General features: G+C 58.1%; 9 protein-coding genes and 1 tRNA gene. 2 read left to right on the forward strand and 8 right to left on the reverse strand.

Features of this window, described 5'->3' with window-relative positions; genetic code table 11:
- The first annotated feature begins 77 nt into the window (after positions 1-77).
- The gene (locus tag PSH59_RS01500; protein ID WP_305395260.1) at positions 78-1,037 is read left to right on the forward strand and encodes a hypothetical protein; all 960 of its coding nucleotides are present in this window, start codon (positions 78-80) and stop codon (positions 1,035-1,037) included.
- A 49-nt stretch (positions 1,038-1,086) separates the two neighbouring features.
- Here the strand turns inward: PSH59_RS01500 and PSH59_RS01505 are convergent, their stop codons facing one another.
- The 8 genes from PSH59_RS01505 to PSH59_RS01540 form a co-directional block, all read right to left on the reverse strand.
- A complete protein-coding gene (locus PSH59_RS01505) occupies positions 1,087-1,611 on the reverse strand; it encodes a hypothetical protein (protein WP_305394134.1) in 525 nt (174 codons plus the stop codon).
- Positions 1,601-2,899, reverse strand: a complete 1,299-nt coding sequence (locus PSH59_RS01510; protein ID WP_305394135.1) for an AAA family ATPase — start codon at positions 2,897-2,899, stop codon at positions 1,601-1,603. Before PSH59_RS01510 ends, PSH59_RS01505 begins: the two co-directional genes overlap by 11 nt.
- A 626-nt stretch (positions 2,900-3,525) precedes the next feature.
- Positions 3,526-3,885 (reverse strand): hypothetical protein, encoded by a 360-nt coding sequence (locus tag PSH59_RS01515; protein ID WP_095155773.1) that lies wholly within the window; start codon positions 3,883-3,885, stop codon positions 3,526-3,528.
- A gap of 574 nt (positions 3,886-4,459) precedes the next feature.
- Positions 4,460-5,278 (reverse strand): hypothetical protein, encoded by an 819-nt coding sequence (locus tag PSH59_RS01520; protein ID WP_305394136.1) that lies wholly within the window; start codon positions 5,276-5,278, stop codon positions 4,460-4,462.
- A 126-nt stretch (positions 5,279-5,404) separates the two neighbouring features.
- Positions 5,405-5,480: transfer RNA gene (locus tag PSH59_RS01525), tRNA-Thr, on the reverse strand.
- Between the two features lie 121 nt (positions 5,481-5,601).
- Positions 5,602-6,978, reverse strand: a complete 1,377-nt coding sequence (locus PSH59_RS01530; protein ID WP_248083161.1) for an HlyD family type I secretion periplasmic adaptor subunit — start codon at positions 6,976-6,978, stop codon at positions 5,602-5,604.
- Positions 6,968-9,121: a type I secretion system permease/ATPase gene (locus tag PSH59_RS01535; RefSeq protein ID WP_305394137.1), complete on the reverse strand. Its 2,154-nt coding sequence runs from the start codon at positions 9,119-9,121 to the stop codon at positions 6,968-6,970. Before PSH59_RS01535 ends, PSH59_RS01530 begins: the two co-directional genes overlap by 11 nt.
- Before the next feature lie 45 nt (positions 9,122-9,166).
- The gene (locus PSH59_RS01540) at positions 9,167-10,519 is read right to left on the reverse strand and encodes a TolC family outer membrane protein (RefSeq protein ID WP_248083172.1); all 1,353 of its coding nucleotides are present in this window, start codon (positions 10,517-10,519) and stop codon (positions 9,167-9,169) included.
- A 347-nt stretch (positions 10,520-10,866) separates the two neighbouring features.
- On the opposite strand from PSH59_RS01540, the gene PSH59_RS01545 reads away from it, so the two are divergent.
- Positions 10,867-24,015 carry a retention module-containing protein gene (locus PSH59_RS01545; RefSeq protein WP_305394138.1) on the forward strand — a complete coding sequence of 4,383 codons (13,149 nt, stop codon included), beginning with the start codon at positions 10,867-10,869 and terminating at the stop codon, positions 24,013-24,015.
- Positions 24,016-24,046: the final 31 nt, after the last annotated feature.

Genomic DNA, 24,046 nt, shown 5'->3' on the forward strand with positions numbered 1-24,046 from the left:
TTCGAGCTGATGTTACAACCGGTGGTGTCTTGGCTGCAGGGTGTGTCGATCACGCATCGTATGGAGAAACCGCCGGAATCCGCCGCAGCGTAGAACGACAATTCCCCGAACTCACTGGCGGCTATCACCTGCCACGCTTTGCCCGGGTTGTCGCCGTGGCCGACGCCCCTGCCGGCGCCGGTATTTGTGACGACTTCCGGCCGCGCTATGCGGTCGACATCGAGGTCATGGGACCAGATGGCGAGCCAGACACCAAGCTGCCGATCCTGGCCGGCGTGCCGTTGCCGCTGCCTACTGGCGGCGAAGAGATGGGTATCTATGCGTTCCCCGAGGAAGGCACCCAAGTTGTGGTGTGCTTTGCCTACGGTCTGCCGAATAAGCCATATATCCAAGCCATTTTGCCGCATGGCCTGAGCATGCCCAGAGTGCCGAAGGGGGATCAGGTGTGGCAGCACAGTGAGGCCTGCCAGCAGCGCGTCGACGCCGATGGCAATTGGCTGCGCCAAACGGACGGCAAGATTCTGGATAAGGCGATCGAGCGGGAAGTGGAGGCGATGGGCAACACTGAGCGGTACCAGAGCCATAACAGGACCGTGGACGACCACTCAACAGAGTCGGTGGGCGGCATCAAGACGCTTGAGGCCTTGGGCGCGCTCAAACTGCTGTCGGGCGGATCTGCAAGTCTGGCGGCGGTGGATGATCTACACCAAGCGACTGGGCGGGACTTGAACCTGGTGGTGGCGCAGAAGCACAACTCCACGGTGGGTGGCGACATGGAGGAAAGGATTCAGGGGCTGCGTAAGAGTGTGGCGTCGGTTAGTCAGCGTCTAATCGCGCCCAAAACCTGGCTAGGATCCGAGGCGATTAACTTGTTACATATTATTAGTGAGTTACTGAGCTTGGTAGAGCAGATGAATAAAAGTCTAGCTAGCCATGTGCATGGGAATACACCGCTACCAAGTAATTCTCATGAGTTTTTTGATTGTTCATTGAAAGCTGCAAGTCTTCTGAATAAGCTAAAATCTATATCTGCTTGAATAGAAGTAGCGACTTGCAGCACTTTATGATTCCAAGATTAACCGTTTTTCAATGGTTGTCAGTTTTGAGGATCCACTCGTTGGGGACGTAAGCTGTACTACCTATCAGGTCTAATAATCGATCACATTCTGTTGTTGGTGATACCCATATGAGTTCGCCAACGCTTCCTGAAAATTGACCGAGAATTTTAAAAACCGCACGTGCAGCATTGTCGTTGGATGCAATTATGCTTTTGATCGATAGCGCTGCATCAACTACATGCGCATCTTTCTGTGCAATAGCCTTCTGTGCATCTGTAACTTGAGATATTTCAATAAATTCGGATATATTTGATGTGGAAATTATATGGTCGATTTTTTTCTTGGCTGTCATTGAGGACTGCCACCTAGTGGAAAAAATAGATTTGTGTTGCTTCCACTCTTCTTTGAGTTTAGGGCAGAACACGGCTCTTGCGTCTGAGTTTAATATGGCCTGCAAAACACTGCGAGCACCTTTAGATACCGGATGCTCTGATAATCCCGCAGCTCGAGCGACATCGGCGTCTACTACGAAGCTCTGGCATTTAATTTTCATTAATCGCGGCCTCTTCAACGGCGTCGAGATATTCTTGCTCTACATCCAGAGCAACGCTGTCAAAATCTTCCGGCCAATCACCAAAAGCGCCAAACTTATCGAGCTTTGACTTCGTTATCTGTGTTTGTCCAGTTTCGGAGTCTTGTATGAACCAATTCAGGTTTACCAAATTGCCTTTAAGTAAATTCCTCGCTACTAAAATCTGAATTCCTCTTATCAGTATAGAGCTGTGAGTCTCGATGATTACATTCACGCCGCTCTCGTTGACAGCGCTTGCGATGATTTTTGAAAGTTCATATTGCGCGCGTGGATGTAGGTGAAGTTCAGGTTGCTCTATGTATACAACTTGTCCTCGCTTAGCTGTGAGTAATGCGACTAAGACGGGAAGTGTTTGTGATACTCCGAAACCAACATCAGCGATATTTACATAATCAGATTTGGTATTGTTGCACCCTTTATGTCTGGATATCAGTATTTCAAGGCGCGTATCATTGATTATAGAAACGTCGATCGAGGTGGCCAGTCCTAAATCTTTCAATTGCTGAATCAATGTGTTGAATTTTTTTTGAAGACCTCTAGTGTTTTTCCAACGGTGAATTATGCTGGCAACATATCGTTCAAAAGAGCCGGGAAATTTAGAGTCAGAAGATGCTACCTTATAAGATCTTTCTGGGTTTCCACGCAGTCCGGGGACATGAATCAAGTCGGAAGTTAGTTTTTTAAGACTTTCCGCAGGTAGTACGCCCGCCGAGAAAGGGGTGCGTTTGTTTGAGTGTAGTTTTATACCTAGAAAGCATCTATCTCTTATGACTTTCCATTCCAGTCCTTCATAATGCTCCATTATTCTTTTAAATGGGCCGAAGTTGTCCATGTTTAGTATCGGCTCAATATCAGAAGATTTCATGCCGACCCGTATTTCGGAACCTTGATGAAAGTCTCCACCACTCATAGCCATCTTATCAATGGTTATGCCACGCCTAGCACTGAATTTATAAGAGGCTTTTACTGCTTTCTCGTTATCTGTCTCTAATGTTACGCTAAATAACGAAGAGTTTGAGCCTGGCACTTTCGAAATTATTTCGCTAGAGTCTGTTAGTCTTACATTGGCGCCGTCTAATAGAAGGGAGCCCGAGTCAAACTCATTCTCAAGCGACTGCTTCATTAATAATAGTGGCTGCATAAAGCTGGACTTGCCTGAGCTATTAGCTCCAGCCAATATAGTCAAGCCACCTATCTGTATGGAGCGCGGCTCGGCTATGGATTTGTAACCTTCAATGGTGATTTTCATCGCACCTCCTTGGAAATTTTCTCTTTATATCATTGGTTTGTGTAGGAAAGAAGTACCGTCTAATTTGGAACGCGTCGATTCTCGACTTGCTTAAGGGCGCGCGTTGATGGCCAAAGGTCTTATGCCCTGAGACGACGTTGCCTCGTTCGTTGGTATCTGGGTTTAGGAGTCCTCTCGTGAAGACTCCGAATTACAACTCCTTTCCTCGAATGGCATGCACGTTTCGGGTAGCGTATCTAGAAAAAATAGATGAAAAAGCACTTATCCCCCTCCCGCCGACGGGGTTTGTGTCCTTTTTTTGTGCAAAGTCGGAAGTAATGCAAACGAAGCTGCAGCCCAAGCGGGCCGTGGGGCTCTGCGGGTGATCGGCAATTTCACAGATTGCAAAGTTTTGAAGAGAAATGCAGCGCGGCTGCACAACAGTGCGATGGGTGTACTTCAACAGCGGAAAGCTGAAGTCCCCGGCCCCATTGGGCGAAAAAATGAAAAACACCGTAATTCGTTGGTTTTCATTCTCGGATGGGCTCTTTTGAAGGCGCCTCGCTGATCAATGGCCGAAACGCGTTTCTGCTCTGGGGCCCCCGAATACTGTGGGCTGTAGCCAATGCGCCCCATTACATAGAGTTTCACACCGATTCGGAGGCGGCCAAGCGAAGGTGGGGCAGCTCATTCAGCTTCTGCAGGCGCGTGAATTCATTCTGCACGACAGGGATCAGCAGGCGTTCCAGCGCGTCACGCAGCTTTGTTGCCTGCTCCTCGGTCAACTTTTTAACCGAGCCGGTCACGCTGCTGGCGCAGAGGACGTTGGCGGGGAGGATGCCCAACGCATCCATGGAACCGTCAATGTAGCCGCCCAGGTATTCCTGCCGTTTGAACAGTACGGAGCTTTCAGGGGCTTCCTGGTAATCCCAATGAACCTCCCAGGTCGAACTGTTCTTCTTAATTTCGATGATGGGTTCCGCTGCTTGGGACGCTGGCTTACGCATGCTTGCTTCCTTTGATCAGTGCGCGGCTGAGCATTCTGAGCATTAGCTTCGAGGCGTCCGCATTTATGTTTATTTAGGTTGACCCCCAAATCCCTGTCAGATCATGGATATCTGTCAGGGAGTGCCCTGCAGGCCCCGTGTTTACTGGGGTTCAGCTCTGACAGCGGGGTTGGATGTTTGTGTCAGTTTCTCCCTCTAAAATAAAAAGCCCTTGTAAATCAAGTGCTTGAAAACAGCAAATCTGACATTGCTGTTTTGTCAGGTTTTGACAGGTCGCTGACAGCTTTCTGACAGTGATGCAAAACGCTGAAAGGCTTGAAATACAAGGGTTATAGAGGAGATGAATATAAATCTGACAAATCTGACAGGCTTTTAAGGGGTCAACCTTAATTTTTTTTCGCTTCGCATAAGGGGTGTTGGGTCATACGCGTACACATCGCAAAGGCTTTAAAACCTCGGACTCTCACACCGCGCTACTTCGACGTTTTGCCTTTCCTGCACCATTGATCCTGACGAACAATCGATGAGAAGAGTCCAATCTCATTGGTAGCTTGGGACGCTTATGGCCTGCGATTCAGGAGGGGGAGTTGAAGGCACGATTTCTTCGATCCAAAATCACGGTAATGACGAATGCAAGCCCGAACAACGGAAGCATAACGAAAACGGATGAGAATCCAGCATAGGCAAGCTCTCCGCTGGCCTTGCCTACGAAATAAACACCAGCGCTGAAAAGCGTAAATGTACTTAGGATTCTCTCAGATAACCCAAGCTTGATTGGCTTCGCAAAACCAGGTAGCGGGAGGAAAAACAGGTAGAGCCCTAGACTCAGTACGGATATGGCAGCGTAGAGAAACGCTACCAGCGGTCTTGTTTTAACATTAGACACGTCTTCAAAAATGATATCCCGCACCCCGGAGATCCGAGCTTTCGCTGTCAGATCTAATGGGCCGGAGCTCACCAGGGTAATTTTGACTTCATCGAGCGGGTTCGAAAGAAAGGGCATGACCTTCAGCTGATTATCATCAATTGATATTTTCACTGGAATATCAGGTGGCTCTGACCCTGTGATCTGCGCAGTGATCAGCTTCGCATCGTTAAGGGTGCGCACTTGGAGCGGTGTTTCGAAGCTGCCGGTCGGGATTGGCTTCGAACCGGTATTGATGATTGCCAAGGAGTAGATGTAGGGATCTTCGACTTTGGTTCCATTCACGACTATCTGTAGATCGTGAATCTTGGAATCGGAAGGGAGCTCAAGAGAGGACGAGGCGGCGAGGCGAACTGTCAACGAATAAGCAGACAAGTCTGCCTTCCAGAAATAAACAGGTACTACGACGGCGGCGATCGCCAATACCGTAGTGAGGGCGAACTTCCAATCTAGAATTTTCCCTTTCACTGCTCTCCTCCCTAGACGATCGCCTCGAAGGCATGAATGAGCGTTTCGCGCATGAGTTGTTACGTGGCTTGTTACGTATTACGCAAAAAACAAAGGCCTGCATCGCTGCAAGCCTTTGATTTTAAATGGTGCCGGCACCAGGAGTCGAACCCGGGACCTACTGATTACAAGTCAGTTGCTCTACCAACTGAGCTATACCGGCGTGTTAGGGCGACGATTATAGCGACTGCCAGAGTTCTGTAAACCCCTGAAATCTGACTATTTTTGCGAAAACCCAAGTTTTCGCAAATCTCCCCGTATTTCCCTACGTCCTGCGCGAAAAATCAACGCTCGTGCAATGCCTCGGCGCGGGATTTGATGATGGGTTTGAGCAGGTAGCTCAGGATGCTTTTCTTGCCGGTGATGATGTCCACCGAGGCGACCATGCCCGGGATGATCAGCAGGGGCTTCTCGTCGGTGCCCAGGTGGCTGCGGTCGGTGCGCAGTTTGATGACGTAGAAGGTGTTTTTCTTCTCTTCGTCCATCACGGTGTCGGCACCGATTGTTTCCAGCTTGCCTTTGAGGCCACCGTAGATGGTGTAGTCGTAGGCGGTGAATTTGATCATGGCCTCCTGGCCAGGGTGCAGGAAGGCGATGTCTTGTGGGCGGATCCGCGCTTCCACCAGCAGGGTGTCGTCCAGTGGGACCACTTCGGCCATGTCGCTGCCGGGCTGGATTACGCCGCCGACGGTGTTGACCAGCATCTGCTTGACGATGCCGCGCACGGGGGAGGTGACCATGGTGCGGCTGACGCGGTCTTCCAGGCCCTTGGAGGTGGCCTGGGCCTTGCTCAGGTTGGTGCGTGCTTCGTTCAACTGGGCCAGGGCGTCGCTGCGGAACTTGCCGCGGGTCTCGTCGATTTTGCGCTGCACTTCGTTGATGGCGGCCTGGGCGCGGGGGATGGCCAGGGTGGTGCCGTCGAGCATGCCGCGGGTTTCAACTTCCGAGCGTTTGAGGCGCAGCACTTCCACCGGCGAGATCGCACCTTGCTGTACCAGGGGTTCGGACATGCCGATTTCCTGGCGCAGCAGGTTCAGGCTGTTGCGGTACTGGTCCTGCTTGGAGCTGAATTCACGCAGTTCCTGCTGGCGTTGCAGCAGTTGCTGTTGCAGCCCGCCAATTTCGTCTGCCAGTTGCTGGCGGCGGCTCAGGTACAGCGATTCTTCGTTCGAAGCCTGGTTGGGCACGGCTTTGCGCGCGGCTTCGGTGATGTTCAGCGGGCGGTTATCGACTTCTGCACTGAGGCGCTCCACGCGCAGTTCCATGGCCACGCGGTCGGCTTCGGTTTCGCCGACGTTGGAGGCGAATCGCGTGTCGTCCAGGCGCACCAGCGGCGCACCGGCTTCGACGATCTGCCCTTCGTGCACATAGATCTGAGCGACGATGCCGCCTTCCAGGTTCTGGATTTTCTGGATGCGTGACGATGGAATGGCCTTGCCTTCGCCCTTGGTGACTTCGTCGATGATCGCGAAATGTGCCCACAGCACCAGGAACACAAAGAAGCCGATCACGCCCCAGATGGTCAGGCGCACGATGCGCGGTGCGTCGTCGATCAGGGCCTTTTCGACTTCGGGCATAGGCTGGCCGTCGAGCGAGGCACTGCCTTTGAAGTAGCGGAAGATGACGTCTTTCCAACGGCCTGGGCCGGACTTAAGCAACACTGATCTGCCCCTTTTTCAGCGCTTCCATCACGGCCGCTTTTGGACCGTCTGCGAGGATCTGGCCACGGTCGATCACCAGCAGGCGGTCTACCAGGCTCAGCAGCGAAGCACGGTGGGTGACAAGAATCACCGTCTTGTTTTCGATCACCGCCTGCAAGCGCTGTTTCAGGCGCTCTTCACCGGTGTTGTCCATGGCGCTGGTGGGTTCATCCAGCAGCAGAATGGGTGGGTTCAGCAGCAGCGCACGGGCGAGGGCGACGTTCTGGCGTTGGCCGCCGGAAAGGTTTTGCCCGCGCTCGCCCACTTGCAGTTCGTAGCCTTGGGGGTGCAGCCTGGCGAATTCGTGCACGCCGGCGAGTTCTGCCGCTTGCAGCACCATTTCGTCATCCACGTAGCGCGCACCCGACACGAGGTTGTCGCGCAAGGTGCCGGCCAGCAGTTGAATGTCCTGGGCCACGTAGCCGATGTTATGGCGCAATTCGCTGACGTCGATCTGGCGGATGTCTACACCGTCCACCAGCAACGAGCCGGAGTCCGGCTGATACAGGCCCACCAGCAGTTTGGCCAGCGAGCTTTTGCCCGAGCCGCTGCGGCCGATGATGCCGATTTTCTCGCCGGGGCGAACAGTCAGGTTAATGCCGCGCAGTGCCAGGTTTTGCTGGTTCGGGTAGGTGAAGTCGACCTCGCGGAAAGCCATCGCGCCTTGCAGCGTTTTACGGCTGAGCGGGCGCTCGTCGAAGTTGCGCTCTTGCGGCAGCTCCATCATCTGGTCCACCGAGACCATCGTCACCTTGGCTTGCTGGTAACGGGTCAGCAGGCCCGACAACTGGGCCAATGGGCCGAGTGCGCGGCCGCTGAGCATGTAGCACGCCACGAGGCCGCCCATGCTCAGGGTGCCGTCGATGATCTGGTACACGCCAAAGATGATCATCGCTACGCCGGCCACTTGCTGGATCAGCAACGTGATATTCATCGCCAGGCCGGACAGCACTTTGACTCGCAGTTCCAGGCGGCTGAGGGTGCCAATGGTTTGTTCCCACTGGTATTGGCGTTCGCTCTCGGCGTTGTTGACCTTCACCGCATCCAGCCCGGCGAGGGTTTCGATCAGGCTCGATTGCCGCTCGGCGCTCAGGGCCATGGTGCGCTCAAGTGTCGCGGTCAGCGGTTTTTGCAGGAAATGGCCGATACCCAGGGCCAGCGGGAACGCAACGATGGGAATCCACACCAGGTGGCCCCCCAGCAACGCGATCACGCCGAGGATGATCAGGGTGAAGGGCAAATCGATCAGGCTGGTGAGGGTCAGGGACGTGAGGAAGTCGCGCATCCCCTGAAACTCGTGGATGTTGGAGGCATAGCTGCCGACGCGCGCCGGGCGCATTTTCATGGCCATGCCCACGATGCGCTCGAAGAGCGTCGCGGAAATGATCAGGTCGGTTTTTTTGCCCGCAAGGTCCAGGCACAGACTGCGCATGCTCTTGAGCAACAGGTCGAACAGGTAGGCGCCGCAAATGCCGATGGCCAGCACCCACAGGGTGGCGGTGGCCTGGTTCGGGACCACGCGGTCGTACACGTTCATGACAAACAGCGGTGCGGCCAGCGCGATCAGGTTGATCACCAGGCTGGCGGCAATGGCGTCGGCGTACAGCCAGCGCGAACGCTTGAGGGTGTCTTTGAACCACGAGCGCGCGCGCGGGATCAGCGTGCCGCTGGTGACGTCAAATTTATGTTGCGGTTGGGCGAAGAAAACCCGGCCGCTGTAATCTTGACTCAGTAGTTCGCGGGTGACCTGAACTTCGCCGCCGTCGCTCTCGCTGAGCAGCAGACGGGCGGTATCACCCTCCCAGCCCAACAGCACCGCACAGCGGCCTTCCTTTAATAGCAGTAACGCCGGCAGGGCAATGGTTGGGATCTGCTCCAGCTTGCGCTGCAGCAAACGCCCCTGCAAACCCGCGCGGGCCGCTGCACGGGGCAGCAGATCGGCGCTCAGGCGCTGCCCAGCCAGGGGCAGGCCCGTGGTGAGCATCGCCCGGCTCGCGGGTTTGTAATGCAGGGAACAGAGAGCCAACAACCCGTCCAGCAACGGGTCGTCATGCTGAGCGCGCGGGTCGTGGTTGAGTTGCGCCAAACCTATTTCAGAATCCAAGCTGACTCTCTCTTAAGCAGTTGAGTGGTCCAACGCCGTCAAGAATCAGTTCATCCCTGGCAGGTTTACCGACGGTTTAACATCGTTCTGCACAACTGATGCCATCGGCGCCACAACGCCCTGACTTCTCAGCAGTTGGCCCATGTCGGCCTTGATGCGGTACTGCGTATAGATGTACAGGTTTTTGATCTGTGCAAGACGCTGCTGAGCGGTGAACAGTTCGTTCTCGCTGTCGAGCAGGTCAAGCAGGGTACGTTCGCCCAGGCTGAACTGCTGCTGGTACGAGGTACGCACTTTGGTGCTGCGGTCCACGTACTGCTGTGCAATCGGCACCTGCAGGCTGGCGTTGTTGTAGGCGTTCCACGCCAGGCCCAGCTCTTCGTTCAACTGGCGCAGGGCGTTGTTGCGGATATCCAGCGCCTGGGTGGCCTGGGAGGCCTTGGACTGCAGGCTGGCTTTGTCGCTGCCGCCGTTGTACAGGTTGAACTGCATGTTGAGCATGGCGGAATAACCATTGTCATGGCCTTCTTCGCCGCCGATGTTGTTGTTCGCCGAGCGTTGCAGCACGGCGTCAAAGCGCGGGTAGAAGGTCGACTTGGCGGCTTCGTACTGCTTTTCGGCAGCAGCGATGTCCGACTCGGCAGAGCGCAGTACCGGGCTGTCCGCAATCATCTGACGACGTGCTTCATCCAGGCTGGCGGGCAGCGCGGTCACGATGCCCAGCGGCTTCTCAAGCTGATCGGGTTCTTTGCCGACAACACTCAGGAAGTTGGTGTTCGCGTCCGCCAGGTTGGTCTGCTCGGTGATCAGGTTGTTTTGCGCCTGGGCCAGTCGCGCTTCGGCCTGGTCCATGTCCGCCATTCGGCCGACGCCACGGCTAGTGCGCAGTTTGATCTGGTCAAAAATGCGTTCGTGACTTTTCAGGTTGTCTTCTGCCAGTTGCACCATCTCGCGACGGGTCAAGACATCCAGATAAACCTGGGCGACCGTCAGTGCGGTGCGCTCGGAGGTATTGAGCAGCGCGTAGCCACGGGAATTGGCGGTGGCTTGTTGGCGGCCGACTTCATTGACGGTGCCAAAGCCTTGGAACAAATTTTGCTGAAGGCGGATGCTCGACTCGCCGCGGTTCAAGGTCTTCCAGTCATGGCTGTTGCTGGCGGCGCGGGTCGAGGTGTTGTCGGAGCTTTCACGGCCATAACCGCCCAACAAGTCGATTTTTGGCAGGTAGCCGCCCTGGGCTTCGCGAACCTGATAGTCAGCGGCAATGCGCGCATTGATAGCGGCCTGGATCTCCGGATGATTTTCCACTGCGTCTTGCATCGCTTCGGGCAGGGTCTGAGCCTGGACGAAACTGGCGGCTAGAGCAAACGGCACAGCTTTAAGAAGGTGCAAACGCATTCTGATGTTTCCCCGGGGATTGGTTGCCTTAAAAAAACGCAACACATTTGGAATATTGCATTGTAGTGGCAACTCGAAATGCCCGTTTTTCTAGGGCGCCGAAGGGCGCAAACAGAAAGTCGCGAGGCCGCTTAAATATCAATGTGACATTACTGGGCGGATTGTTTAGGATGGCGTCCAATAGGTCAATACCTTGACGGAAAAGTAATTATCCCGAAAGAACAACAAAATATTGACGCCAAAATATTTTCACAGCAGTTAAGTACTCCAGCTATTGAATCGGCACCAGGTAGCGGGCCGGTCTCCTTGATGGATACCCCCGAACGGTAATACACGGAGAGTCTTTTATGAGCAGCGTTGCGGTCGTCAAAAGCATTGTCGGTCAAGTGTTCGCAGTTTCCCCGGAAGGGATTCGTCGCCTGCTCGTAGAAGGGGATCGTCTATTCGCCGGGGAACAGGTCGATACCGGCGCATCGGGCGCCGTCTCTCTGGAGTTGGCCGACGGCCGTACCATCGATTTGGGGCGTGACACCCAGTGGAGCGCAAGCGCGCCTGACTCGGTCACCGACCTGAGCGCCGCCACTGCTCAAGCCGCACCGTCCGTCGCCGAACTGCAGCAAGCCATCGCTGCCGGTGCCGACCCGACCCAAGACCTCGAAGCCACCGCGGCAGGCCCAACGGCTGCTGGTTCCGACGGTGCCGTCGGTGGCGGCCACAGCTTTGTCGTGCTGGAGGCCACCGCAGGCGCGGTTGACCCCACCATTGGCTACCCGACGACCGGCTTGAATGCCGGTGATGCAGTGAACAGTACCTTCACCGGCGCCAACAATAATGGCGTCGACCCGCGCAACGTCACCATCACCCTGACTGCCACGCCAACCATCACCGAAGCCGGTGGTGTTGTTGTCTATACGGTGTTTATCACCCAGGCGCCGACCAGCGACCTCACCGTGACCTTGTCCAACGGCCTCTCTGTCGTGATCGCTGCCGGCCAGACCTCGGGTGCACTGAACGTCACGTTTGCTGGTAACGACACGCCTTACCTGGACGCCTCTTCGATTTCCGCCACCATTGCCGGCACCTCCGGCGGCGGCAACCTGATCATCACCACCGACCCGACGCCGGCGGTGACGCAGGTCAACGACACCATCGACACCACCACCGTCACACTGACTGCGACTGCATCGGTGGATGAGGGTGGCAAGATCGTCTACACCGCGACCGTGAACAACGCCGCGCAGACCGACGTCACCATCACGCTGTCCAACAACACCACTATCACCATCGAAGCCGGTAAAACCACGGGCACCGTCAGCGTCGATACGCCGGCAAACCTGGCCGACGGCAAAGACCTGACCGTCAGCGCCACCATCACCGGTGCGAGCGGCGGTAACTACGAAAACCTGGCGATCAACCCGGAAGCCGCCACGACCACAGTGGTCGCTGTCGACGATCCGAGCGTGCTGGTCGCGGACACCAACACCGTTGTCGAGGATCAGGCCGCCACTGGCAACGTGCTGAGCAATGACAGCGACATCGACAACGTGCTGACCGTCGCGACGTTTACCGTCGACGGCAACACGTATGCCGCGGGCAAAGTCGCCGTTATCGAAGGTGTCGGCTCCATCACCATCGGTGCGGATGGCGCGTATGTGTTTAACCCGGCCAAGGATTTCAACGGTGAAGCGCCGCAGATCGGCTACACCACCAATACCGGTTCGAGCAGCACGCTGGACGTGACGGTGACGCCGGTCAACGATGCGCCGGTGGCTGAAGCCACTACTGCGACCGGTGCTGAAGACCCAAGCGTAGGCATCGCGGTCAAACTGTCCGCCACCGACGTGGACAGTCCGACGGACGTGAAATCGTTCACCGTCGGCACGCCAACCAACGGCACCTTCTACACCGACGCGGCGATGACCAAACCGGTGACCGGTTCCATTGACGCGGTCAACGGCGAAGCCACCGTTTACTTCAAACCGAACGAAAACTTCCACGGCACCGCGGACTTCACCTACACCGCGACCGACGGCGGCAACGCTGACGGCAGTAGCCCACTGACTTCGGCGCCAGCTAACGGCACCATCACCGTGACTGCGGTCAACGATGCGCCGGTGGCTGCGGAAACTGCTGCGACCGGTGCTGAAGACCCAAGCGTAGGCATCGCGGTCAAACTGTCCGCCACCGACGTAGACAGCCCGACGGACGTGAAATCCTTCACTGTCGGCACGCCTACCAATGGCACCTTCTACACCGACGCGGCGATGACCAAACCGGTGACCGGTTCCATTGATGCGGTCAACGGCGAAGCCACGGTTTACTTCAAACCGAACGCGGACTTCCACGGCACCGCGGACTTCACCTACACCGCGACCGACGGCGGCAACGCTGACGGCACCAACCCGCTGACCTCGGCGCCAGCCAGCGGCACCATCACCGTGACTGCGGTCAACGATGCGCCGGTGGCTGCGGAAACTGCTGCGACCGGTGCTGAAGACCCAAGCGTAGGGATCGCGGTCAAACTGTCCGCCACCGACGTAGACAGCCCGACGGACGTGAAATCCTTCACTGTCGGCACGCCTACCAATGGCACCTTCTACACCGACGCGGCGATGACCAAACCGGTGACCGGTTCCATTGATGCGGTCAACGGCGAAGCCACGGTTTACTTCAAACCGAACGCGGACTTCAACGGCACCGCGAACTTCACCTACACCGCGACCGACGGCGGCAACGCTGACGGCAGCAGCCCGCTGACCTCGGCTCCAGCCAACGGCACCATCACCGTGACTGCGGTCAACGACGCGCCGGTGGCTGATGCCACGACTGCGAGCGGTGCTGAAGATCCAAGCGTAGGCATCGAGGTCAAGCTGTCTGCCACCGACGTAGATGGCGTGGCGGACGTGAAATCCTTCACCGTCGGCACGCCTACCAATGGCACCTTCTACACCGACGCGGCGATGACCAAACCGGTGACCGGTTCCATTGATGCGGTCAACGGCGAAGCCACGGTTTACTTCAAGCCAAACGCGGACTTCAACGGCACGGCGAACTTCACCTACACCGCCACCGACGGCGGCAACGCTGACGGCAGTAGCCCGCTGACTTCGGCGCCAGCCAACGGCACCATCACCGTGACTGCGGTCAACGACGCGCCGGTGGCTGCGGAAACTGCTGCGACCGGTGCTGAAGACCCAAGCGTAGGCATCGCGGTCAAACTGTCCGCCACCGACGTAGACAGCCCGACGGACGTGAAATCGTTCACCGTCGGCACGCCAACCAACGGCACCTTCTACACCGACGCGGCGATGACCAAACCGGTGACTGGTTCCATTGATGCGGTCAACGGCGAAGCGACTGTTTACTTCAAACCGAACGAAAACTTCCACGGCACCGCGGACTTCACCTACACCGCGACCGACGGCGGCAACGCTGACGGCACCAACCCGCTGACCTCGGCTCCAGCCAACGGCACCATCACCGTGACTGCGGTCAACGACGCGCCGGTGGCTGCGGAAACTGCTGCGACCGGTGCTGAAGACCCAAGCGTAGGCATCGCGGTCAAACTGTCCGCGACCGACGTAGACAGCCCGACGGACGTGAAATCGTTCACCGTCGGCACGCCAACCAACGGCACCTTCTACACCGATGCGGCGATGACCAAACCGGTGACCGGTTCCATTGACGCGGTCAACGGCGAAGCGACCGTTTACTTCAAACCGAACGAAAACTTCCACGGCACCGCGGACTTCACCTACACCGCCACCGACGGCGGCCCGCTGACTTCGGCGCCAGCCAACGGCACCATCACCGTGACTGCGGTCAACGACGCGCCGGTGGCTGCGGAAACTGCTGCGACCGGTGCTGAAGATCCAAGCGTAGGCATCGCGGTCAAACTGTCCGCGACCGACGTAGACAGCCCGACGGACGTGAAATCCTTCACTGTCGGCACGCCTACCAATGGCACCTTCTACACCGACGCGGCGATGACCAAACCGGTGACCGGTTCCATTGATGCGGTCAACGGCGAAGCCACGGTTTACTTCAAACCGAACGCGGACTTCAACGGCACCGCGAACTTCACCTACACCGCGACCGACGGCGGCAACGCTGACGGCAGCAGCCCGCTGACCTCGGCTCCAGCCAACGGCACCATCACCGTGACTGCGGTCAACGACGCGCCGGTGGCTGATGCCACGACTGCGAGCGGTGCTGAAGATCCAAGCGTAGGCATCGAGGTCAAGCTGTCTGCCACCGACGTAGATGGCGTGGCGGACGTGAAATCCTTCACCGTCGGCACGCCAACCAATGGCACCTTCTACACCGACGCGGCGATGACCAAACCGGTGACCGGTTCCATTGACGCGGTCAACGGCGAAGCCACGGTTTACTTCAAACCAAACGCGGACTTCCACGGCACCGCGGACTTCACCTACACCGCGACCGACGGCGGCAACGCTGACGGCACCAACCCGCTGACCTCGGCTCCAGCCAACGGCACCATCACCGTGACTGCGGTCAACGACGCGCCGGTGGCTGATGCCACGACTGCGAGCGGTGCTGAAGATCCAAGCGTAGGCATCGAGGTCAAGCTGTCTGCCACCGACGTAGATGGCGTGGCGGACGTGAAATCCTTCACCGTCGGCACGCCTACCAACGGCACCTTCTACACCGACGCGGCGATGACCAAACCGGTGACCGGTTCCATTGACGCGGTCAACGGCGAAGCCACCGTTTACTTCAAGCCAAACGAAAACTTCAACGGCACCGCGAACTTCACCTACACCGCGACCGACGGCGGTATTACTGGCAACGGCAGCCCGCTGACTTCGACCCCAGCCAACGGCACCATCACGGTGACTGCGGTCAACGACGCGCCAGTACTGGGCAACGCTTCGACCAACGCATTCGGCGACACCTACATTGAAGGCAAGCCAGGCGGCTACGTGGCGGCGACCTTGACCGTCAGCGACGTCGACAACAGCACCCTGCAAAGCGCCAAAGTCACACTCGTCAACCACCTGGCAGACGATGTGCTGATCGCAGATGTCAGCAACACCAAAATTGCAGTCAGCTACGACAAAGCCACTGGCATCCTGACCCTGTCTGGTGAAGCCACCAAGGCGGAATACCAGGAAGTCCTGCGTTCGGTGCACTTCGCCAGCGAAAGCGAGAACCCGGACCCGGCCAATCGCACCCTGACCATCACCGTCAACGACGGTCAGCTGGATTCGGCACCCGTGACCTCTGTGGTGAACGTGGTTCCGGTGAACGATCCGCCTGAGGTCAAGTTCGACAGCACCACGTTCACTGAACAAAAAGACGCGGTCGCGCTGGTCGAAAACCTGACCATCAAAGACGTCGACAACACCACCTTCAGCAAAGTCGTGGTCACCGTCGACAACCTGGCTTCGGGTGATGTGCTCAGCAATACCGACGTGCTCAAGGCCCTGGCCGTTGCCGGCATCACCATCACCCAGAGCGGCAGCGCCGCCGACGGGAAAATCGTCTACACCCTCACCAGCGACTCGGCGACCGGCAGCAGCGCCGCCGACTTCGTCAAGGTGGTTGAAGCCATCACCTTCCAGAGCCCGGGCGACAATCCTGTCGGCACTGATCGTACCGTCACCATCGATGTGACTGACGTCGGCGGCGGCAACCTGGATCGCGAACCACCGGAAACCGGCAGCGCCACCGGCAAGGTCACTATCGACCTGTTCAACGACGCGCCGATTGCATCGGCCGACAACACCACCGCCGATGAAGACCATACGGCCAAGATCGTGCTGGACGGCAAGGACGTGGACGGTACCGTCTCCAGCTTTGTCATTACTACCTTGCCGGAGAACGGCAAGCTGTACAGCGACGCCACGCTGCAAACCGAACTCAAAGTCGGCGATTCGGTGCCAGCGGGTGCCGACGGCAAGGCCGCGGTTTACTTCGCCCCGACCGGCGACTGGAGCGGCAAAACCGAACTGACCTTCACCGCGGTCGACAACGGCGGTAAATCGAGCACCGTAACCACAACTGACATCACGATCGCGCCGGTTACCGACACCCCGCACCTGGGCCTGCTCGGCGGCGGCCCTGTGACCTCGATCAACTTCGACGGCGCCAACCTCAATGGTTCGTGGGGCGACGTCGCGGTAGGTAATGCTAACAACCCGGCCGTCAATGGCACCCAGAGCACTCCGTGGCTCACGGGTAATGCCGACGGCCAAGTCGAAATCGGCCAAAGCAGCATCTACGGCGTAGAGACCCCAGGCAACAGCCAGGTCATCGAGCTTGAGAAAAACGCCGGCGACGACTCCAGCCTGTACACCATCATCAAGGCGGAAGCTGGCACGGCGTACACCATCTCGGTCGACTACTCGCCGCGTGCGGGTGCCGAGAACAATTCGGTGATCGACGTATTCTGGGGCGGCGTCAAAGTCGGCACCCTGGACACCACCACCGTTGGCATGAAGACTTACACCTTCGTCGTGCCGGTCACCGCTGACGGCGATGCCAAGCTCGAATTCAAAGCCCCGGCTGGCGAGGCAAACAACTCGTTGGGCGGCGTGCTGGATAACATCAACGTCACCCAGGTGCTGAACACCGGCCTGGAAGACCATGCGATCAAGCTGTCGACCATCGACGCCTACGCCACCGACAAGGATGGCTCCGAGACGCTCAAGCTGGAAATCAGTGGCGTCCCGCTCAACGCGACCATCACCGATGGCACGCCGGGTCACACCTTCACAGCGACAGCTGGCAATCAAAGCGTCGACATCAGCGACTGGAACAAGGCCACCCTGGTCTTCAACCCGGCGGAAAACGCCAACGGCCTGGTGAACCTGACTGTCACTGCGACTGCGCAGGACGGCACCGCTGATCCGAAATCCGAGTCGATCAACCTGCCGATCAATGTGATTGCAGTGAATGATGCACCGGAAGCCATGGCCACTACCGCGACCGGTTCCGAAGATCCGGCCCAGGGCATTGAGGTCAAACTTTCGGCTACTGATATCGATGGCGTGGAGAACGTGAAATCGTTCACCGTCGGCACGTCGACCAACGGCACGTTCTACACCGACGCGGCCATGACCAAGCCAGTGACGGGCGCTATTGATGCCACCAATGGCGAAGCCACGGTGTACTTCAAGCCAAATGCGAACTTCCACGGCACCGCGGACTTCACCTACACCGCGACCGACAGCGGCAACGCTGACGGCAGCAACCCTCTGACTTCGGCGCCAGCCAACGGCACCATCACCGTGACTGCGGTCAACGACGCGCCGGTGGCTGCGGAAACTGCTGCGACCGGTGCTGAAGACCCAAGCGTAGGCATCGCGGTCAAGCTGTCCGCGACCGACGTAGACAGTCCGACGGACGTTAAATCGTTCACCGTCGGCACGCCTACCAACGGCACCTTCTACACCGACGCGGCGATGACCAAACCGGTGACCGGTTCCATTGACGCGGTCAACGGCGAAGCCACGGTTTACTTCAAACCGAACGAAAACTTCCACGGCACCGCGGATTTCACCTACACCGCCACCGACGGCGGCCTGCTGACTTCGGCGCCAGCCAACGGCACCATCACCGTGACTGCGGTCAACGACGCGCCGGTGGCTGCGGAAACTGCTGCGACCGGTGCTGAAGACCCAAGTGTAGGCATCGCGGTCAAACTGTCCGCGACCGACGTAGACAGCCCGACGGACGTGAAATCCTTCACTGTCGGCACGCCTACCAACGGCACCTTCTACACCGACGCGGCGATGACCAAACCGGTGACCGGTTCCATTGACGCGGTCAACGGCGAAGCCACGGTTTACTTCAAACCGAACGAAAACTTCCACGGCACTGCGGACTTCACTTACACCGCCACCGACGGCGGCAACGCTGACGGCAGTAGCCCACTGACTTCGGCGCCAGCTAACGGCACCATCACCGTGACTGCGGTCAACGATGCTCCGGTGGCTGAAGCCACTGCTGCGACCGGTGCTGAAGACCCAAGCGTAGGCATCGCGGTCAAACTGTCCGCCACCGACGTAGACAGTCCGACGGACGTTAAATCGTTCACCGTCGGCACGCCTACCAACGGCACCTTCTACACCGACGCGGCGATGACCAAACCGGTGACTGGTTCCATTGACGCGGTCAACGGCGAAGCCACCGTTTACTTCAAGCCAAACGAAAACTTCAACGGCACCGCGAACTTCACCTACACCGCGACCGACGGCGGCAACGCTGACGGCAGTAGCCCACTGACTTCGGCGCCAGCTAACGGCACCATCACCGTGACTGCGGTCAACGATGCTCCGGTGGCTGAAGCCACTGCTGCGACCGGTGCTGAAGACCCAAGCGTAGGCATCGCGGTCAAGCTGTCCGCCACCGACGTAGACAGCCCGACGGACGTGAAATCGTTCACCGTCGGCACGCCAACCAACGGCACCTTCTACACCGACGCGGCGATGACCAAACCGGTGACCGGTTCCATTGATGCGGTCAACGGCGAAGCCACGGTTTACTTCAAACCGAACGCGGACTTCAACGGCACGGCGAACTTCACTTACACCGCCACCGACGGCGGCAACGCTGACGGCACCAACCCGCTGACCTCGGCTCCAGCCAACGGCACCATCAACGTGACCCCGGTCAACGATGCGCCGACTGCGAGCAATGGCCACATAGAAAGCAGCGAAGACACTTCAGTCGAGCTGAAATGGTCGACGTTCGGGGTCAATGATGTCGATTCCACGGACCTGAAAGTCGTCTTCACCAGCCTGCCCAGCGGTGCCATTGAGTACAAAGTCGACGGTGTTTGGGTCCAGCTCAACGCAGCTGATCTGAAAACCGATACGTCGCCGGGCAAGGCCTTCAGCCAGGCCGACTTCGACAATCACAATGTGCGTTACAGCCCAGCAGCCAACGAGTCGGGTGATAGCAGCTTCGGCAACACCGGCGTCGGTAACAAGCAGGGTGATTACACCGAGCTGAAGTTCCAGGCTACCGACGGCCAGCTCAACAGCGACACTCAAACCATCACCGTGGATATCCACCCAGTGACGGACGTTCCTGTCGTGACGGTCGGCTCGTTCGGTGACGTGCCAACCGGCTTGACCATTCAAACCTGGACCGGCGGGAACCTGCCTGGTGCATTGGGTACGAACGGTAATGGTGTTGTTCAGTCCAGCGATTTGATCCGGGTCATCAACGCCCAAACCCCTGGCAGCGCAGCCTCCACGGGTGTGACCGCAAACGTGAGTAACGGTGATGTGGTGGAGCACACTGCGACCAAAGTCTCTGGCCTGATCTACCTCGAAGCCGGCAAGAGCTACAGCTTCACCGGCAGCGCCGATGACAGCATGGCGGTTACCGTCGGCGGCAAGTTGGTGTCGACCGAGACCTGGAGCCAGGGCAGCGGGATTAACGCAACCCCGTTTACGCCGACAGAGTCGGGTTATTACACCCTCGACATCTATCACTACAACCAGGCCGGCCCGGGCAACTACGACGTCAATGTCTCGATCAACAACGGCCCGTCGATGGCGTTGGGCAGCAGCGGCGTGCAGACCTATACCAGCCTGGACGCGTTGAAAGCCGCCGGGGCGGTCTTTGACGATGCTCACGTGGTCAACGGAGAAGGCTATTACACCGGCTACGTTTACAACCACGGCCTGGAAGACAGTGCGATCAAGATCAGCCCGATCACGACCACGTTTGTCGACAATGACCAGTCGGAATCGCACAAGGTAGAAATCAGCGGCCTGCCTGAAGGCGCTGTAATTACCGACGGCGCCACGGGCCACAGCTATACCTCGACGGGTGCGACCACCCAGTACGATGTCAGCAATTGGAACCTGGCTACCTTGACCGTTACTCCGGCCAAGGATGCGACGGCCAATTTCGATCTGACTGTGACGGCAACAGCCAAAGAGTTGAGCACGCAGGTTGAAGAAGTCACGACTGGCAAGGTGAGCGTCGTGGTCACTGCGGTCAACGATGCGCCAGTGGCGATCGTCACCACCGCGAGCGGTGCTGAAGACCCAAGTGTCGGGATCGCGGTCAAGCTGTCCGCCACCGATGTCGATGGTCTGGCCAACGTCAAGTCGTTCAACGTCGGCACGTCGAGCAATGGCACCTTCTATACCGATGCGGCCATGACCAAACCGGTGACCGGCGCTATTAACGCGGTCAACGGCGAAGCCACCGTGTACTTCAAGCCAAACGCGAACTTCAACGGCACGGCGAACTTCACCTACACCGCGACCGACAGCGGCAACGCTGACGGCAGCAACGTACTGACCTCGCCAGCGGCCAACGGCACCATCACCGTGACTCCGGTCAACGACGCGCCGGTTGCAGCGGCGACAACCGCGACCGGTGCTGAAGACCCAAGCGTAGGTATCGCGGTCAAGCTGAGCGCAACTGACGTGGATGGCCTGGCGAACGTGAAATCCTTCACCGTCGGCACGCCAACTAATGGCACGTTCTACACCGACGCAGCGATGACCAAAGCGGTGACCGGCGCTATTAACGCGGTCAACGGCGAAGCCACCGTGTACTTCAAGCCAAACGCGAACTTCAACGGCACGGCGAACTTCACCTACACCGCCACCGACAGCGGCAACGCTGACGGCAGCAACGTACTGACCTCGCCAGCGGCCAACGGCACCATCACCGTGACTGCGGTCAACGACGCGCCGGTTGCAGCGGCGACTACCGCGACCGGTGCTGAAGACCCAAGTGTCGGGATCGCGGTCAAGCTGAGCGCAACTGACGTGGATGGCCTGGCGAACGTGAAATCCTTCACCGTCGGCACGCCAACTAATGGCACCTTCTACACCGACGCGGCCATGACCAAACCGGTGACCGGCGCTATTAACGCGGTCAACGGCGAAGCCACCGTGTACTTCAAGCCAAACGCGAACTTCAACGGCACGGCGAACTTCACCTACACCGCGACCGACAGCGGCAACGCTGACGGCAGCAACGTACTGACCTCGCCAGCGGCCAACGGCACCATCACCGTGACTGCGGTCAACGACGCGCCGGTTGCAGCGGCGACAACCGCGACCGGTGCTGAAGACCCAAGCGTAGGTATCGCGGTCAAGCTGAGCGCAACTGACGTGGATGGCCTGGCGAACGTGAAATCCTTCACCGTCGGCACGCCAACTAATGGCACCTTCTACACCGACGCGGCCATGACCAAACCGGTGACCGGCGCTATTAACGCGGTCAACGGCGAAGCCACCGTGTACTTCAAGCCAAACGCGAACTTCAACGGCACGGCGAACTTCACCTACACCGCGACCGACAGCGGCAACGCTAACGGCAGCAATCCGCTGACCTCGGCCCCGGCTAACGGCACCATCACCGTGACCTCGGTCAACGACGCGCCAACCCTGGACCTCAGCATCGCGGATGGTGGTGTGGCTACCGGCTACAGCACCTCGTACACCGAACGCAGCACCACCGGTGTGGCGATTACCGGCAGCGTGGGCATCTCTGACATCGACAGCAACCAGATGCAAAGCGCGACCATCACCCTGAAAAACGCCAGTGCGGGCGATCAGCTCACCTCGAGCCTGGTGTCGGTGGGCGGCACCTATAAAGGCGTCACCGTGACCAGCGTCGGGACTGACGTCAGCGGCAAAATTGTGCTGACCCTGTCGGGTGCGGCGGATGCGGCCACCTACAAGACGTTGCTGGAGTCGTTCCAGTACTCCAGCACCAGCAAGTACCCGGCCCTGGGCGATCGCACCATCAATGTCTCGGTGACGGATAACGAAGGTAGCAACAGCCTGAGCTCGTCGGTGGCAACTACCACCATCACGGTCAAGTCCCAGGTCTACAACCCGGTGAACGAGGGCGGCGCTGCGGCAGACACCATCGACCTGGGCGCCAGCTCGGCCAACAACGTAGTAGTGGGCGACAAAGGTGGTATCACGACGCCGGGTACCAACTACAACATCGCGTTTATCGTCGACACCTCGGGCAGTATCGGCTCTTCGGCGATGAGTTCGATCAAGACCCAGCTCTCCAGCATTTTCGACACCTTGATCGCCAACGCGAAGCTGAGCGGTTCGGGTGTGGTGAAAGTGCTGCTGGTGGACTTCGATACCAGGGTTGAGTCGCAGGTCTCGGTCAACCTGGCCGATCAGGCTGCTGCCAAGGCTGCCTTGCAGGCGGTGTTGACTAACATGGCCTCCAATTCGTCCGACATGACCAACTACCAGGACGCCTTCGATGCTGCCACGGCCTGGTTCAAGAGCACTGACGCGACCAGTAATGCCGGCGCGAAAAACCTGACGTACTTCATTACCGACGGTGCGCCGAATGTGTACACGTCCATTCAAGGCAACCCTTCGCTGGGCTCAACCAGTTGGATTGGTGGTTCGAACGTTTCCTTCGACAGCCAGGTCAAGAGCTCCAATTATGTCTTGGGTCAGACCACGCCGGTGACAGCCTCCATCTACGGCCGCACCGAAGTAATCGTCGATGGACAAGGCAAGGTCTATTCCTACGATGTCTGGGGCAGTCAGTCTTATGTGGGCACTGTGGTAGCCAATAGCAGCGGCGGTTTTGACGTTGCTTCGGTTTACCAGGACTCAAACACCGCCTTGTCCAACGCCAAGGGGGCCTACAACAGTTTGATCACAGCGGTTACGGGTGGGGTTGAGGTACAAGCCATCGGTCTGGGCAGAGATATCGATACCAACATGCTCCAGAAGTACTTCGACAGCGATAAAACGGTCAGCACGATCGACACCGCGAAGCTGGCGGACACCATTACCGGCCACACGGCCGATACCGGTGCCGACAACATTTCCGGCGGTTCGGGCAACGACATCCTGTTCGGTGACCTGATCAGCTACAAAGGCCAGGAAGGCAGTGCTGCGCTCAAGGCGTTCGCCGCAGAGAAGCTGTCCACCACGGTCGATCACGTCGACGACCGTACCTTGCATCAGTACATCACTGAGCACGTGCAGGACATCGGTGCATTGGCCAGCGCATCGAACATCTACGGCACCAAGGATGGCGGCGACACCCTGATTGGTAACGCCGGCGATGACATCCTGTTCGGCCAGGGCGGTAACGACTCGCTTTCCGGTGGTGCGGGTAACGACATCCTGGTGGGCGGCAAGGGCAATGACATCCTCACCGGTGGCGCGGGTGCCGATACCTTTGTGTGGCTCAAAGGCGACACCAACACCGGCAGCGGCGCTGATCGCATCATGGACTTCAAGCACAGCGAAGGCGACAAGCTGGACCTGTCTGACTTGCTGCAAGGCAACAACGACGGCAACCTGTCCAAGTACCTGCAATTGAACACCGATTCGGCGGGGAACTCGACACTGAGCGTGAGCAGTACCGGCGCGTTCACCACGTCGGGTGGCGGTACGGCCGATGTCACGATCAAGGTCGATGGCGCGAACTGGGGCAGCGGCAGCACCGCGATCAACAACCTGATCGCCGGTGGCGACCTGACCGTCAAGCACCACGACTGATCACCAGCGGGGCGTCAATCTTTCGGGATTG

It is taken from the genome of Pseudomonas sp. FP2309 (assembly GCF_030687575.1).
Taxonomy (GTDB): Bacteria; Pseudomonadota; Gammaproteobacteria; order Pseudomonadales; family Pseudomonadaceae; genus Aquipseudomonas.

Excerpts from the sequence above, each read along its gene's own strand:
- PSH59_RS01505 (WP_305394134.1), bottom strand. The coding sequence starts at position 1,611 with ATGAAAATTAAATGCCAGAGCTTCGTAGTAGACGCCGATGTCGCTCGA.
- PSH59_RS01515 (WP_095155773.1), bottom strand. The coding sequence starts at position 3,885 with ATGCGTAAGCCAGCGTCCCAAGCAGCGGAACCCATCATCGAAATTAAG.
- PSH59_RS01510 (WP_305394135.1), bottom strand. The coding sequence starts at position 2,899 with ATGAAAATCACCATTGAAGGTTACAAATCCATAGCCGAGCCGCGCTCC.
- PSH59_RS01540 (WP_248083172.1), bottom strand. The coding sequence starts at position 10,519 with ATGCGTTTGCACCTTCTTAAAGCTGTGCCGTTTGCTCTAGCCGCCAGT.
- PSH59_RS01545 (WP_305394138.1), top strand. The coding sequence starts at position 10,867 with ATGAGCAGCGTTGCGGTCGTCAAAAGCATTGTCGGTCAAGTGTTCGCA.